Here is a 14580-nt window from a genome sequence, read left to right on the forward strand (position 1 = left end):
TCGATACGGAACGACTCAATATCGTCACTTTCATGAGTAAACTGAATGACTTTGGTGTCGCTGACCGCAGAATTCGACGGATCAGAGCCATCGGCTAGATTCGTTTCAGATAGTGAAATTGGTGGAATGACATCTATGGTTGGGACATCGCCGTCCGTAATCGTAAGCGTCACTGTCGAGGTAAGAACGTCATCATCGCCATCGCTTGATGTCACAACGATATTTTTAACAATATCGCCTGCTGAGTGGTCTAAATCTCGGTTCGGCTCAAAGCGCACTTCCCCTTGAGTCGTAATAAACAGTGAGCCTTCGGTGAAGGTAAACTCTTGCTCGGTCGCATCATTCGGGTCTAGAGAGTAAGCGGTGCCGTCATAGGTAAATTGAGTCACACTCGCGCCATCGGCACTTGCGGATGTTAATACATCGAAAACGGATGTCGCTGGCGTACCTGCAGACAAGTCGGCAACAGTAGGCTCTTCGATACTAAGCGAACCACTCACCATCACTTGAACATCATCAGTAATCGTTACCGATAGCGGTGATATTAACGAGTCATCACCGTCGGTATCAACCGCGTAAACTGGTAGTTCGAACGTGAAGTCGTTATTGCCACGACCATCCTCGTGGTCGATATTCTCCAACAGCGTAAAAGTATATTGCCCCAGAGTCGCAGCGCTAAAGCTTAATGTGAAAATCTGTGTTTCTACATTAGAGGCACTAGTTGTAAAACCAACATAGTTACCTGAGCCTGTCGGATCTTCTTTCAGATCAATTGGCAGACCATCGGATTTCAATGAGTCATCACTATTAAACTCACTAGGCTCTAAACGGAATTTCTCAACATCATCGCTTTGATTCGTGAATGAGATGGTTTCCGTTTGGCTAACCGCACTACCACTTGGCAATGAGCCATCAGCGAGATCCGCTTCTTTAAGTGATACGCTCGGCACCGCATCAATAGTCGGATTGTCACCATCAGTAATGGTCAGCGTAATGGTTGAAGTCACCGGGTCGTTATCAAAATCGCTTGAAGTCACGACAATCGACTTCACGATATCTTCACTAACTGAGTGGTCTAGATCGCGATTAGGTTCAAAGCGCACTTCCCCTTCAAGGGTGATATAAAGCTCACCTTCAGTGAAGCTGAACAGCTGTTCACCAGTGTCATTCGGATCAAGTGTTCGTAGTTGACCGTCATAAGTGAACTGAGTGATCGTCGCGCCATCGGCACTTTGATTTGGCATCACATCAATGGTGTTGGTTGTGATTGTTCCATCAGCTAGATTTGGCTCAGTGATATCTAACGTACCGTCTTGCATGATTTGGACATCATCACCAATGGTCACATTAAGCTGAGACACCAATGAATCGTCGCCGTCCGTATCAACCGCATAAATAGGCAGATCAAAGCTCAGATCGTTCTTATCTAAACCATCTACATGGTCTAACGCTTCAAGCAGAGTAAAGGTGTATTCACCCAATGTGCTCGTAGAGAAAGCAATCGTAAACACTGGGATTTCAGCGCCCGAACCGTTGGTAATAAAGCCAATGTAAGTACCCGGATTAGCCGAATCTTCTTTTATCTCAACCGAAAATCCATTCGATTTAAGTGCACCGCCCACATTAAACTCTGTTGGTTCAATACGGAAACTTGCTACATCGTCGCTGCCTGCGGTAAAGGTAATCGTCTCGGTTGCGCTAACTGTACTTCCGCTGGGAGCAGAGCCGTCATTAAGGTTGGTTTCAGAGAGAGTCACAGGCGGGATCAAATCAATGATCGGATCTTGGCCATCGGTAATACTTAACTCAAGCGTCGAACTATCAGTATCCCCATCACCATCTTCGGCTAAAAATGAGAACTGTTTGACGATAGTTTCACTGCTTGAGTGGTCGATATCACGAGCGACTTCAAAACTGAAGTCACCGTTTAATGAGATAGTGACGACACCTTCAGTAAAACTGAAAATCTGGGTAGCATCGGGGAGCAGGCTTTGATCGAGTGAGTAATCAACACCGTCGTAGTTAAACGATTGAATTGTAGAACCATCTGCGCCTTCAAAATTGAACAGGTTATACGAAACAATAGTATCGCCCGCTAAGGTCGGCTCGGTGACTGATTCAACCTTATCAACTAATTCAACGACATCGTCTTTAACATTAACGAGGATCTCAGCAGCTTCTGGTGTGTTCGAACCTCCAGACAGTGCAGAACGGTCGCCATCTGCATCAACAGCATAAATTGGCAATGCAAAAGTTAACAGCGCATCTTCAGCGCCTTGATGAGAAAGTTCTTCATAAAGATTAAACTCATAGTTGCCCAATGAAGGGCTATCAATTTTAACGTCAAAGACCGTAATTCTCGAACCATTGACCTCAACATAACCTTCGTAAGTTCTTACACCGTTGGTTTCATCAATCAACTCAAGTAGCACAGCCTCGCCATTTGAAACCAAGGTGCCATTAGTATTAAATTCAGTGGGTTCTAGCTCATAATGGTCAATGATGTCACTTTCAAAAATGTCCGCGGTGATACTGCCAGTGCCAGACACTGGCGCCGTGCCCTCTTGTGAGCCGCCAACAATGCCCGCTTCATCAACATCAATACTGTCAACATTAGTAATAACAGGGCTATCGCCATCAGTAATGGCAATGTTGATCGTATTGGTTACAACATCTTGGTCAAAATCGGTAATCGTGATTGGCAAAGCGAACGTCAGTGAATCGGTACCCACTTGTTCTATCGGATTAGACTGCTCGAATTTATAGGTGCCATCGGTATCTAGAGAGATAGTGAGAACAACCTCACCTCGACCTTGGATGGACAGAGTAATCGTTGTTCCATCATCAGAAAGTCTCGCAAGCGTGTTTTGATTATCACTGAGCAACCCATCAAACTGGTCCAGTGCACTTGCATCAAATACGGCTGATTGAAGGTTATCACTACCAATATTTGAGAACGTCCCTTCGATTGCCGCGCTGCTAGTTTCAACGTTAGTGATATTGACACTTTCAACAGACGGATCTATCCCGTCAAACACTGAAACTTGTGCGTTAACGGGTGTTGCTAGCGGGTTCCCAGCGGTGTCTTCACCTTGAATATCAAAGGCAATATCTATTTGATCGCCAGTGTAAGAAACCTGACCACCGCCAACCGACGGTACATGATCAATCGGCTGGGAAATCGTTGTGGTTAGAGAAAGCTCAATGTTATTGCCAACACTGACGGCATCAATGTCGATACGTAATACTTCGTCGGTACCTTGAACACCAACGATAGAATTAGTCGTCGCGTCATAGGTGAAGATAACGGACTGACCACTTGAAGTAATGTCGCTGTTTAATTCACTAAGTAGTGAAGCGAGGGATAAAGTTTCTGGAATGAAAGAGTTAGGGGCGAGAGCTAAACTACCAGCAATAATCGTTTCTGTCGTTGTTACAGATTGGGGATAGGTATTGCCAGATATGGAGCCTTCAGTCAGTGTTTCACTGATTGATTGGCCACCTGATGAACGAGTGATAGATCTGAATTCTTCTCTGTCTTCATCAACAGTTTGTTCTGCTAGACCAGCGGTCTCAAAGAAAGTCGATGGATGAGTTTCAGTGTAGTTATAGTCAATCGTCACAAAGCCAGCATTTGCAGAACCTAGTCCGCCACCAGCAGCCGTTGCTTCTAAGATTTGAGTCGGATCGGCACCACCTAAAATGGCTTCTTGAATTGCAGCAAGGTCGTCTTCAGTGAAGGTTTCTGCGTCTGCTTGCTGTAAGTCAAAATTAACCTCACCAGCTATTGGGGCATCTACCCATGCAGCGTTTTCATCAACACAACCGACGCAATTCTCTGCAACCGGAATCGAATCATTCTGAACGCCTAATACAAGCTCTGACTTGTTGGCCGTAATCACGATCTCATTTTCACGGATGGTATCGCCAACTGAAACTTTTCTTGCGCTGCCGTCTGGCTTAACTACGACGACATCTCCACTCGTTGCTTCAACTACCGCAACCTGGCGCGAAACTTCAATATCCATACATCCCCCGTTGTCACAAAGCACTATTTTTAAGCGCTGTGAAAATTATTTGTAATAGCAATTTCAGGTTTTAATTGAACGCATACTTAGCTCTCATCAATGGCAATCCATTGTTATGCCCAATCGGCTTGAAAAGAGAGAAGTATTTCACCTGTTTTTTTATAGTTTACTTACCCTTAAGCCTAGTCTTCCCCATAAAAAATGCCATGTCTGTGCGAAGAGACATCTTTTCGCAAATCCAAGTATTCTTTCAAGGCTTAAAAACCCTAGTCAAAAGTTAGTAGGATGCTGATTAATATGCAAATGAGCGCGCAATATAAATACACATCTTCGTTTTATAAATATATACAGTAACAAAGTTGATAAATCATTAGCGAATACAGGGCATTAATAGCGGTAAGCTCTGCATCCTTAGTAAAGCAGAGGCAAGTCCCACCTTTGAGACACCTCTCAGAATCAATGTGATGATTTTTCGCTCACAAATCATGAGATAGACCGTAGAATACGAGCCTTTTAGCCTATTAGTTCACAGCCAAGAAAAGACTACTTACTGAGATGCGAGAATAGAATTTTTGTTGCTCGGCAAAACAAAAAAGCCCACTAAGTTGAAACTTAGTGGGCTTTAAAATCAGTATATAGCGTTATGCTGTTAGCAATGACACACAACTATTTAGCAAGGCGATTTGCAGTCCAGACGTAAAGCAGCTCGAGAGCAATCGTCGCACCAGCCAATGCCGTAATTTCGCTTTGGTCATAGGCAGGAGACACTTCTACAACGTCCATACCAACCATGTTGATACCCTGTAAGCCACGGATGATTTTGAGCACTTTATCTGAGTTCAAACCACCACATACTGGTGTGCCGGTACCCGGAGCAAAAGCAGGATCCAGACAATCGATATCAAACGTTAAGTACACTGGCTTATTACCAACAATACCTTTCACTTGAGCAATGATATCGTCCACGCTCATGTCGTTCGCTTGCATCGCGTTAATAACGTTAAAGCCGTGCCCTTCCTGCTTGTACTCTGTACGAATACCAATTTGCACTGAATGTTCAGGCGAAATTAAACCTTCATTTGGCGCATGGTAGAACATAGTACCGTGATCGTAACGACTACCCTGACTGTAAGTGTCAGTGTGTGCGTCGAAGTGAATCAGAGCCATCTCACCGTACTTCTTGCCATATGCTCTTAACAAAGGCAGTGTAATGAAGTGGTCGCCACCTAATCCAAGCAATGTTTTACCACTGTTTAGAATCGCATCAGCAGCTGCTTCTAAACGTTGAGTTAGGTCTTCTGCATCACCGCAATCAAACACAAGGTCGCCAGCATCAATTACCGAGGTATGTTCAAATACATTGAAATCCCACGGGAATTTTTTGCCTTCCCACGCCAAGTTCACAGAAGCACGACGAATCGCATCCGGTCCCATACGTGCACCCGGTCGACCAGACGTCGCCATATCTAACGGCGCGCCTAATACAACCACATCAGCATCGTTGTCGATTGGGTTCTGTGCCAAAGGACGACGCATAAACGTCATCGCATTGGAATACAGCGAGTAATCTGGTTTCGTAAATAGATCGTTCATTAAAAATCCTCAAGATAGGTGTAACCCATCAAGCCTTGCTCTAACTCTTCAAGTACGCTTTGCTGTTCTTGAGCTGGTACTTTCGCCGTTACCAATTCTTTGTAGTTCTGACGAATTAGGTCCATATCGATATGAACATAACGCATCATGTCTTCTACTGTGTCGCCTTCGTTGATGTAGTCGATATTCGCTTGACCACTTTCATCAACATTCACCACAACACTGTGCGTATCACCAAATAGGTTATGCATATCGCCCAAGATCTCTTGGTACGCGCCTACTAGGAAGAAGCCCATTAGGTATGGTTCATCTGGGTTCCACGCTGGCACTGGCAATGTTGTTTCAATGCCTTGACCATCAACATACTGGTCAATCGTACCGTCAGAGTCACAAGTGATGTCCAACACCACAGCACGACGCTCATCCGCATTATCTAAACCGCTCAGTGGCAATACAGGGAACACCTGATCAATACCCCAAGCATCTGGCAATGACTGGAATAGTGAAAAGTTCACGAAGAACTTGTCCGCTAAACGCTCGCTCAACTCATCCAAAATTGGACGGTGGTAACGGTTCTTTGTGCTCATGCGAGTGCTAAGCTCGTAGTTAATACGCAAAGACATTTGCTCTGCCCAAGCACGATGCTGAAGATTCAGCATACCGGTCGCAAATTGGTTGTGCGCTTCTGCAATATCGCTCTGAGTGTCGTTATAGATCTCAATCAACGCACGGTCATCATTACCAGCATCGAGCTCTAAGAAGTTCTTCCACATGTTGTTTAGCAACAGTGGTGCGTCTGCTTCTGGCGCAGCCATATCTTCCGGTGAGTAGCTTTCAGTACCAATCACGTTGGTGATCAACACAGCATGGTGCGCAGTCAGTGAGCGACCAGACTCCGAAATAATCACAGGTTGTGGCTGATTGTAGAGTTTACAAATATCCCCTACTGTCATCACGATGTTACGAGCGTACTCAAGCAAGCCGTAATTCATTGAGTTTGAAGATTGGCTACGCGTGCCGTCGTAATCGACTGCCAAGCCACCACCAACATCTAAGAACTTCAGTTGAGCGCCAATATCACGCAGTTCACAGTAGAAACGAGCCGCTTCACTCACGCCATTTCGCACGTCACGAATGTTTGCCATTTGTGAACCTAGGTGGAAGTGCACGAGTTCAAGTACATCCAGCTGGTCTTCGGCTTTCAAGCGTTCGATAACAGTAAGCACTTGTGATGCAGACAAACCGAATTTCGACTTCTCACCACCACTTGCTTGCCATTTACCTGCACCTTGAGAAGCAAGACGAATACGTAAACCCAAACGAGGTTTTACGCCAAGTGCTTTCGCTTCAGAAAGAACAAGATCAAGCTCAGACAACTTCTCTAGAACGATAAAGACTTTGTGGCCTAGCTTTTCGCCAATCAGTGCAAGGCGGATGTATTCTCTGTCTTTGTAACCGTTACACACGATCACAGAGCTCGCTTTTTGAGCCAACGCCAGTACCGCTAATAGTTCAGGTTTGCTGCCCGCCTCTAGTCCTAGCTGCTTTTGCTCTAATTGAGCTTGGCTCGCTAAGATCTCATCAACCACTTCTTTTTGTTGGTTAACTTTAATCGGATAAACAAGTAGGTAACGATTGTCGTACTGATATTCGTCGATCGCTTGGTTAAATGCGTTACAGATATTGTGCACACGTTGATGCACTATTTGAGGAAAACGCACAAGAGCAGGTAAACCAATATTTCTTTGCTCTAACTGTTTTACGATCTTACTTAGTGGGACTTGATGATCCGTCTCGCTCGGTGAAACATACACCTCACCGTTATCATCAATTCCATAAAAACCTTGGCTCCAGTGCTTTACATTATACTCAGCACGGATGCGTTCCAAATTAACCGAATTTTCCAATTCTAGAGACCTCACACTATAGGGCCATCGACAGAAGATACCTCTTTGGAATAGCGAGGTATAACCCAACAAAAAGCGTTCAAAAACGATTTGTTGGCTGCATTAACCGATATTATTAAGAGCGAGTCCAACCATTGATATTTGTGGTGACGATTACGTTTTTTTATCGACAGATCGACTTAAAATGACAGGTAAGGAATTACAAGGTTTTAGGGTAAAAAACAGGCTGAAGCGCATTAAATATAAAGCAATTTCTCACATTAAATTAGGGAGAAAAAATGTGCAGAAACCAAAAGATTTTTAGTAAATTGAGTGAGGTTAAGTCAGAGTTGTGACAAATATAAGCACTTCACAATCTGAACTCTCGCTATCACCAACACAGCTTGTGTCCCGCGATTCGATGCCGATAAACACTTCATTCTTCCTACTAGAACTCGCTCACTTCAATGTTGTAACCGCTCAATTTTTGAACTTTTCTCGCGCATATCTTGTATTCGGTTCAATCTTCTTGTAATTTTAACTGACCAACCAATCGGTCAGCTTTCGAATTTAGGGGATACTATGAGCCATAATCTAGACCTTGAACCAAACACGTCGAGCACCAACGACATGGATCAAATGTTCAACCGACAAAAAGATCACTACCGCAATAACGTTAATCCTACGCTTGAGCAGAGAAGAGAAAACCTCTCAGTATTAAAAGCGTTGTTAATGCGCTATCAAGAGCAATTGATTGAGGCAGTATCTGAAGATTATGGCCATCGAGCAAAGCACGACAGCTTGATTGCTGATATCACCCCTTCTCTTCACCAGATCAATTACAGCGTGAAGAACCTTAAGAAGTGGTTGAAGCCATCGCGCCGCAAAGCTGGTTTGATGCTAACGCCAGCAAAGATCACGGTTCATTATCAGCCAGTAGGTGTGGTTGGTATCATCGTGCCTTGGAACTTCCCAGTCATGCTCTCTTTAGGCCCTCTGATCACAGCGTTAGCAGCGGGCAACACGGCGATGCTCAAGATGTCGGAGTTTACTCCAGCGACCAACCGAGTTTTAAAAGCGATGTTGGCCGAAGGCTTTAGTAAAGATCAGGTTGCGATTATCGAAGGCGAAGCTGACGTTTCCGCTAAATTTAGCCAACTGCCGTTTGACCATATCCTTTTCACAGGCTCAACCGCTGTGGGTAAACACGTTATGAGAGCAGCGGCTAACAACTTAACACCAGTTACCTTGGAATTAGGCGGCAAATCTCCAACCATCATTGCCCCTGACTTTGATGTGGCTGACGCTGTTGAACGTATCTTGTTTGCCAAGAGTCTAAACGCTGGCCAGATATGTGTAGCGCCTGATTACATCTTATTGCCGCGAGAAAAATCAGACGAGTTCATCACAGCCTATAAGCGTTATTTCAAGAAGCTTTATAAAGCCGGTATTGAGAGCAAAGACTTAACCTCAGTGATCAACATGCGCCAATACAATCGCTTGAAAGGTGTCATTGAAGACGCACAAGCCAAAGGCGCGGTTATTCACACGGTAACCGAACAAGCACAAGACGATGTAAACCACAGAATGACGCCGCACCTTCTCACCGAAGTGAACGATGAGATGCTCGCGATGCAAGAAGAGCTGTTTGGTCCTGTTTTGCCTATCGTGCCTTATGATTCCATCGAAGAAGCAATCAATTACATCACAGAGAGAGAACGCCCACTGGCTCTGTACCTAATGAGCCATAATAAAGAAACCCAAGACAAGCTTTTATCAGACACGCACTCTGGCGGCGTGTGTATTAATGATTCTTTGGTGCATGTGGTTGCAGAAGACGCACCATTCGGTGGCATCGGCCCTTCAGGCATGGGGCACTATCACGGCATTGAGGGCTTCAAGACCCTTAGCCATGCCAAAACCGTTCTAAGTAGAGGAAAAATCAACTTCACCAAGTTAATGCATCCTCCTTACAACAACCCAATCAAGAAACTGATGTTCAAAGTACTCAATAGATGATCACCAAAAGACAAAAAATCCTAGATGCTGCACTCCTGCTCTTCTCTCAACAAGGGCTAGAGGGCACATCTACCGGACAAATAGCGAAAACAGCCGGCGTGGCAAAAGCGACGTTGTTCCACCACTTCGAGAATAAATCTCTATTGATTGATGAACTGTTTCGCGAGCTGAAGCTAGAGCTATTCTCGACCCTTCAACCGCACACTGATGTGGCTGTAGAAGATCGCTACCAAACCTTTAAGTTCATGTGGATCACAGGAATTGAGTGGGCATTAGAGAATCCGGTTGCGATGAAGTTCTTCACCAATGTTCATTTCGACCCAACGACTCAAACTCGAGAAGTGATTGTTTCACAGATGTTCGCATCGCTAGACGAGATCATTTTGAAAGGGCAACAAGATGGTGAATTGATGGTGTTGGACATTAACCTTGTTAGACACTTCATTCATAGCCACTTTCTGATTTGTGCAAACTGGCTGATTGAACAAAGCGAGTCTCCACCAGAGCAAACATCGAAGTACATCAACGATAGCTTTGATATGTGTTGGCGCGCCGTTGGTGGGCAAACCAAGTAGCTTTAAGCCCAAGGCTCTAAGCTCTAAGCTCTAAGCTCTAAGCTCTAAGCTCTAAACCCAAAGATATAAGTTCTAGACTCAACTGATTTCCAATAATGATCACTAAAGCGCCACAAAGGCGCTTTAATTATTTGAACACAATTTAATCACCTCAACATATTGACTCAGAGTACTTTCTTTCAGTACCATCCCACCATCATTTCAAAAGAGAATAACGCCATAATGAAGTACTAACATCCTGACATCCGATTTATTTTTATAAAAATCATTTGGACACTCGGGGTTAGTGGGCGTTACTTCATCATCTATTTTCGCGACAAATCAAGCTCTTAAAGATCCGTTTTTTGACAAACAAACATCTTTAAGATCAGTACCTCAAAGACAGGAACCATCTCAATACCGCTTTCTCTCTTTCATTGGTCATCTATCTAAGTAACGCCTTTGGCGACCTGTTGTTAGCATCCAGCAGGAGCTTGCACAGAAAAGCGCCTCACCCCTTTTACTCGTTTACACGTAAAGGGAGGTATTTCTATGCCGACTATATTAGCCAATAATCTCTCATTCCAACTCGATACTGGTGAGTGGTTATTCAAAAACATCACCTTTAATTTGAGCACTCGCCTCACAGGCCTAGTCGGAAGAAATGGGGCTGGAAAGTCATTGTTACTTTCGTTGCTCGTTGGACAAAAACAGCCCACAACGGGCAGTGTTTCGCGCCAAGGTTCAATCGGCTTTTACTCTCAGTTACCATCAACGCTACTGGATACCAACATCACCATCGCTGACTTCTTAGGACTCACCGAAAAGTTAGAAGCGCTAAGCGCCATAGAACAAGGTAGCTGTGAACTGCAGCACTTCAATATCGTTGGCGATGATTGGGATTTAGAGGCGCGTACCCAGCAGTTGCTAGGTACATTAAAGATCACTCGTGATTTGAACACACTTTGTTGCTCTTTGAGTGGTGGGCAACTCGCCCTGTTACAGCTTCATCAGCTATTCGTATCAAATAACGACATACTGATCCTCGATGAGCCTTCGAACCATTTGGATAACGACGGACGCAATTGGCTACTAGAACAATGCCAGTTGTTTGAAGGTAAGGTACTTGTCGTCGGCCATGATCGAAGCTTATTGAGACAAATGGAAGGTATCTACCATCTCAACAGTTTGGGGTTACGTTTCTATAAAGGAAACTACGATGACTACTTCAAACAAATGTCGAATCAGGCCGATGCACTAGATAAACAGATTGCACATCACCAATCCGAAAAGAAACGACTGGAGCGCCAAGCTCAAGCTAATAAGGAAAAAGCACAGCAACGTGAGTCTCAAGGTAATCGACTCAGAAAGTCCGGTAGCCAACCCAAGATATTATTGGATGCGATGAAAGATAAAGCAGGACGAACGCAAGGAGCATCAGCCACTAGTCAAAAGAACTTAAAGGACCAAAACCAACATAAGCTTCAATCTCTTAAAGAACAAAAGGAACAACTAAAACCACAGGCCTTGTATCTACAACAGAGTAATAACAGTAAAAAGAGCTCTTTGTTAACCGTTGAAAACTGCCGCCTTATTTACGGCTCTGGTGCGCCAATCAGTTTCTCTTTATCACAAGGGGAACGGTGTTATCTAACCGGTGCTAACGGGTGTGGAAAGTCGACACTGTTAAAAGCGATTCACGGTCAACACGCCAATTATAAAGGCTCGATTAAGCGCTTAGGGGCGACCGTCTATTTGGATCAACACTTTGCCCTGTTAGACACCAACGATACGATGTTCGATAGTTTAATAACGCATAGCTTTGTATTAACAGAGAGCGACGCGCGAACACTGCTAGCGGGAATTGGATTCAGGCGTGACTCGGTATATCGAAAAGTCGATCACCTCAGTGGTGGCGAGAAAATGAAGCTGGCGATGTTGATCGTCAGCCATAAACAGGATGCCCCACTTCTTTTGCTTGATGAACCAGACAATCACTTGGACATAGACTCGAAGCAAATATTGGCTTCGGCTCTGCGTGAATACCAAGGCGCATTCATCTTGGTCAGTCATGATAGCGATTTTGTTGAGGAGGTCGGCGTTAGCCAAAACCATATACAGCTTTAACCTTCGTAAATTCGTTCACTGAGCTTAGTTAGGCGAGTATTCTTCCGGATACTCGCCTTTCTCGGTTGAGACAAGTAAACTACTCGCCTCGAACATCTATTCATAAGGCTAAGGTTTGCATACTCTAGAACAATTAAAATCAGGGCAACTTAAAGGTATTAAGCGTCTAAAACTATCAGAAGGTCTCACAGAGTTCCCTCTAGAAATCATAGAGCTTGCAGATTCTCTTGAGATCCTAGACCTTTCAGGTAATCAGCTGTCAGACCTACCAGCCGAGTTATCAAAGCTAACTAACCTGCGTATTATCTTCGCGTCGAATAACCTGTTTACGCACCTGCCTGATGTTCTAGGGTCACTTCCTAAGCTCGAAATGGTTGGCTTCAAAACCAACCAAATCAAAACCGTTAGCGAACAATCTCTGCCGACTCAACTACGTTGGTTAATCCTGACCGACAATGAGATTGAGGCCCTGCCTAGCTCACTAGGTGAAAGACCGCGACTACAGAAACTGGCATTGGCGGGTAACAAGATTCGCGTGTTACCAGAAAGCATGGAAAACCTATCCAACCTTGAGCTAGTTCGCCTGTCTGCAAACCAGTTGACTGAATTCCCAGAGTTCCTTATCAAGCTACCAAAACTGGCTTGGTTAGCGTTTGCGGGTAACCCGTTTTGCAAACACCCTAGCAGCTTAGATAGCGTGCCTGCGGTTAGCTCTCAAAGCTATTCACTGAATCAAGTACTTGGCCAAGGCGCATCTGGCGTGATCTCGCATGCAAGCTGGCTAAACAGCGACTTCGATTTTCCACAGGAAGTGGCGGTTAAAGTGTTTAAAGGCGAAGTCACCAGTGACGGCTACCCACATGATGAACTGGAAGCGTGCTTGCAGGCTGGACACCATAACAACTTGGTAAAATCTATCGCCCAAGTAGAGGAACAAGATTACCTAGCTTTGGTGATGGAACTCATTCCAAACAGCTACCACAACCTAGGGCTACCACCAACACTCGAGACTTGCACGCGTGATACTTTCCCAGAAGGTTTCGAACTTTCAATTGCTCAAATCAATAGCATTACAGAGCAGATGATTGATGTGTTTGAACACCTTCATGCCAATAAAGTCTCTCATGGTGATCTATACGCTCACAACACTTTAGTGAACGAACAAGGTCAGATGATCTTTGGTGACTTTGGCGCTGCGACTATCTACGGCTACCTAACTGAAGAACATCAACAAGGTATTCGCCGAATTGAAGCACGTGCATTGAAGTACTTTATTGAAGACCTACTGACGATTTGTGCAAAGCAAGATCAAGACAGCGAGCTTTATACTCGATTGGCGAACTTCGAAGCTTAATAGAAGTATTCAGTCAGATTGAAGACAACAAAGCCAACATCACTGTTGGCTTTTTTATATGCTAATTAAACGAACCAGCGTTTAGCTTTCAACTTGAACAAGCTTCAAGTACGAATGCAGCTCTCCGCTCTTATACTCAACCGCAGAGTGAATATTAAGGTCAGCACGAGCCACAACAGCAAACTGGTAGCAGTTCTCACCCTTCAGAATCTCGACGTGTAACAAACCGTCTTTTAGTTGCCACTGCCCTGTTGTTTCAAATCGGTCGAACAAACGATATTCAATCAAAGAACCGTCAGCATTGAAGTGCACTTCAGTGATGTAACCGCCGAGGCAGCTCTTCACCCAAACTCGATTCTCGATATCACTGACCGTAAAGTTACGCCTTGTGTCACGCCACGCTAGAAAGCCTTCGCTATCATAAAGAGCAATGTCGAGATCAGTTCTAGAGATTAACGGCTGCTCATTTTGCTCACGACAATAAAGTTGAAGCAAAATTTGCTGAACTGTTTCGCTCTGTAATTCACTCATTGTGGCTTCCCTTTATCATTGCTCTGCGTTAGACGCAGTATTGATCAACAAATTCTATTTAAAGCGGGCTACACAAGCTCGTAAGAAACCACATACAGTTGAGAGATACCCGGGTAGATATCTTGAATCACGTCTTTCAGTACTTGCAGCGTCATGTTCTCTTGCTGAGCATGGAACTCACCTAAGTCATCAAACAAAATTGGCTCAACGCTGATGATCTTAAGATTACAGAACACACGGTCTTGCTCTAGCGTCGATACTTCCACAACACTGCCTGGCTGGTAGTCTCGCTCAGATTCATCACGAATAGTAATCGTCTTCTTGCCAGATAGGATGTCAGTTTCAAAACGTTCGAAGAACGTCATAGTGGTCGGTGCGGTCATTTATTTCGGTCGCTTTACATTTAAAGGTTAGGTAAATGTTTATATACCAGAATGCGTGTTCAAGCGAATAAAAATTAGGTGCGGGATGCGAGATGCGAGATGCGA

The 14580-nt window shown here is 44.5% G+C and carries 9 protein-coding genes; 4 read left to right on the plus strand and 5 right to left on the minus strand.

Going from position 1 to position 14580, the window contains the following annotated elements; all coding sequences use genetic code 11:
• From AB4323_RS19810 to speA, 3 genes are all read right to left on the minus strand, one after another.
• Window positions 1–4028 (minus strand): retention module-containing protein (locus tag AB4323_RS19810; protein ID WP_372153168.1); only part of this gene is annotated, 4028 nt, incomplete at its 3' end.
• Between the two features lie 666 nt (window positions 4029–4694).
• Entirely contained in the window at window positions 4695–5621 is a 927-nt protein-coding gene (speB, locus tag AB4323_RS19815) for an agmatinase (RefSeq protein WP_371724637.1), read from the minus strand.
• Window positions 5621–7528 carry an arginine decarboxylase gene (gene speA, locus AB4323_RS19820; RefSeq protein WP_371724636.1) on the minus strand — a complete coding sequence of 636 codons (1908 nt, stop codon included), beginning with the start codon at window positions 7526–7528 and terminating at the stop codon, window positions 5621–5623. The genes speB and speA overlap by 1 nt, the downstream gene beginning before the upstream one ends.
• 561 nt (window positions 7529–8089) lie before the next feature.
• Between speA and AB4323_RS19825 the strand changes: the two genes are divergently transcribed.
• The 4 genes from AB4323_RS19825 to AB4323_RS19840 all read left to right on the plus strand — a co-directional run bounded on the left by AB4323_RS19825 (window position 8090) and on the right by AB4323_RS19840 (window position 13561).
• On the plus strand, window positions 8090–9526 hold the full coding sequence (locus AB4323_RS19825; RefSeq protein WP_372153170.1) for a coniferyl aldehyde dehydrogenase: 1437 nt from the start codon (window positions 8090–8092) through the stop codon (window positions 9524–9526).
• A complete protein-coding gene (locus AB4323_RS19830) occupies window positions 9523–10101 on the plus strand; it encodes a TetR/AcrR family transcriptional regulator (RefSeq protein ID WP_017066051.1) in 579 nt (192 codons plus the stop codon). Before AB4323_RS19825 ends, AB4323_RS19830 begins: the two co-directional genes overlap by 4 nt.
• A 531-nt stretch (window positions 10102–10632) precedes the next feature.
• Complete coding sequence (locus AB4323_RS19835) at window positions 10633–12207, plus strand: ATP-binding cassette domain-containing protein (protein ID WP_372153172.1); 1575 nt, start codon at window positions 10633–10635, stop codon at window positions 12205–12207.
• Between the two features lie 115 nt (window positions 12208–12322).
• Window positions 12323–13561 carry a leucine-rich repeat-containing protein kinase family protein gene (locus AB4323_RS19840; RefSeq protein ID WP_372153174.1) on the plus strand — a complete coding sequence of 413 codons (1239 nt, stop codon included), beginning with the start codon at window positions 12323–12325 and terminating at the stop codon, window positions 13559–13561.
• A gap of 81 nt (window positions 13562–13642) precedes the next feature.
• Here the strand turns inward: AB4323_RS19840 and AB4323_RS19845 are convergent, their stop codons facing one another.
• Both AB4323_RS19845 and yqfB read right to left on the minus strand, forming a co-directional pair.
• Window positions 13643–14092, minus strand: a complete 450-nt coding sequence (locus AB4323_RS19845) for a hypothetical protein (RefSeq protein WP_372153176.1) — start codon at window positions 14090–14092, stop codon at window positions 13643–13645.
• 68 nt (window positions 14093–14160) lie between these two features.
• A complete protein-coding gene (yqfB, locus tag AB4323_RS19850; protein ID WP_017063603.1) occupies window positions 14161–14475 on the minus strand; it encodes a N(4)-acetylcytidine aminohydrolase in 315 nt (104 codons plus the stop codon).
• Window positions 14476–14580: the final 105 nt, after the last annotated feature.

The organism is Vibrio sp. 10N.261.52.C11 (genome assembly GCF_041471405.1).
Lineage (GTDB): Bacteria > Pseudomonadota > Gammaproteobacteria > Enterobacterales > Vibrionaceae > Vibrio > Vibrio crassostreae_C.

Coding starts and splice junctions, on each gene's coding strand:
- speB (WP_371724637.1), bottom strand. CDS start 5,621: ATGAACGATCTATTTACGAAACCAGATTACTCGCTGTATTCCAATGCG.
- AB4323_RS19825 (WP_372153170.1), top strand. CDS start 8,090: ATGAGCCATAATCTAGACCTTGAACCAAACACGTCGAGCACCAACGAC.
- AB4323_RS19830 (WP_017066051.1), top strand. CDS start 9,523: ATGATCACCAAAAGACAAAAAATCCTAGATGCTGCACTCCTGCTCTTC.
- AB4323_RS19835 (WP_372153172.1), top strand. CDS start 10,633: ATGCCGACTATATTAGCCAATAATCTCTCATTCCAACTCGATACTGGT.
- AB4323_RS19845 (WP_372153176.1), bottom strand. CDS start 14,092: ATGAGTGAATTACAGAGCGAAACAGTTCAGCAAATTTTGCTTCAACTT.
- yqfB (WP_017063603.1), bottom strand. CDS start 14,475: ATGACCGCACCGACCACTATGACGTTCTTCGAACGTTTTGAAACTGAC.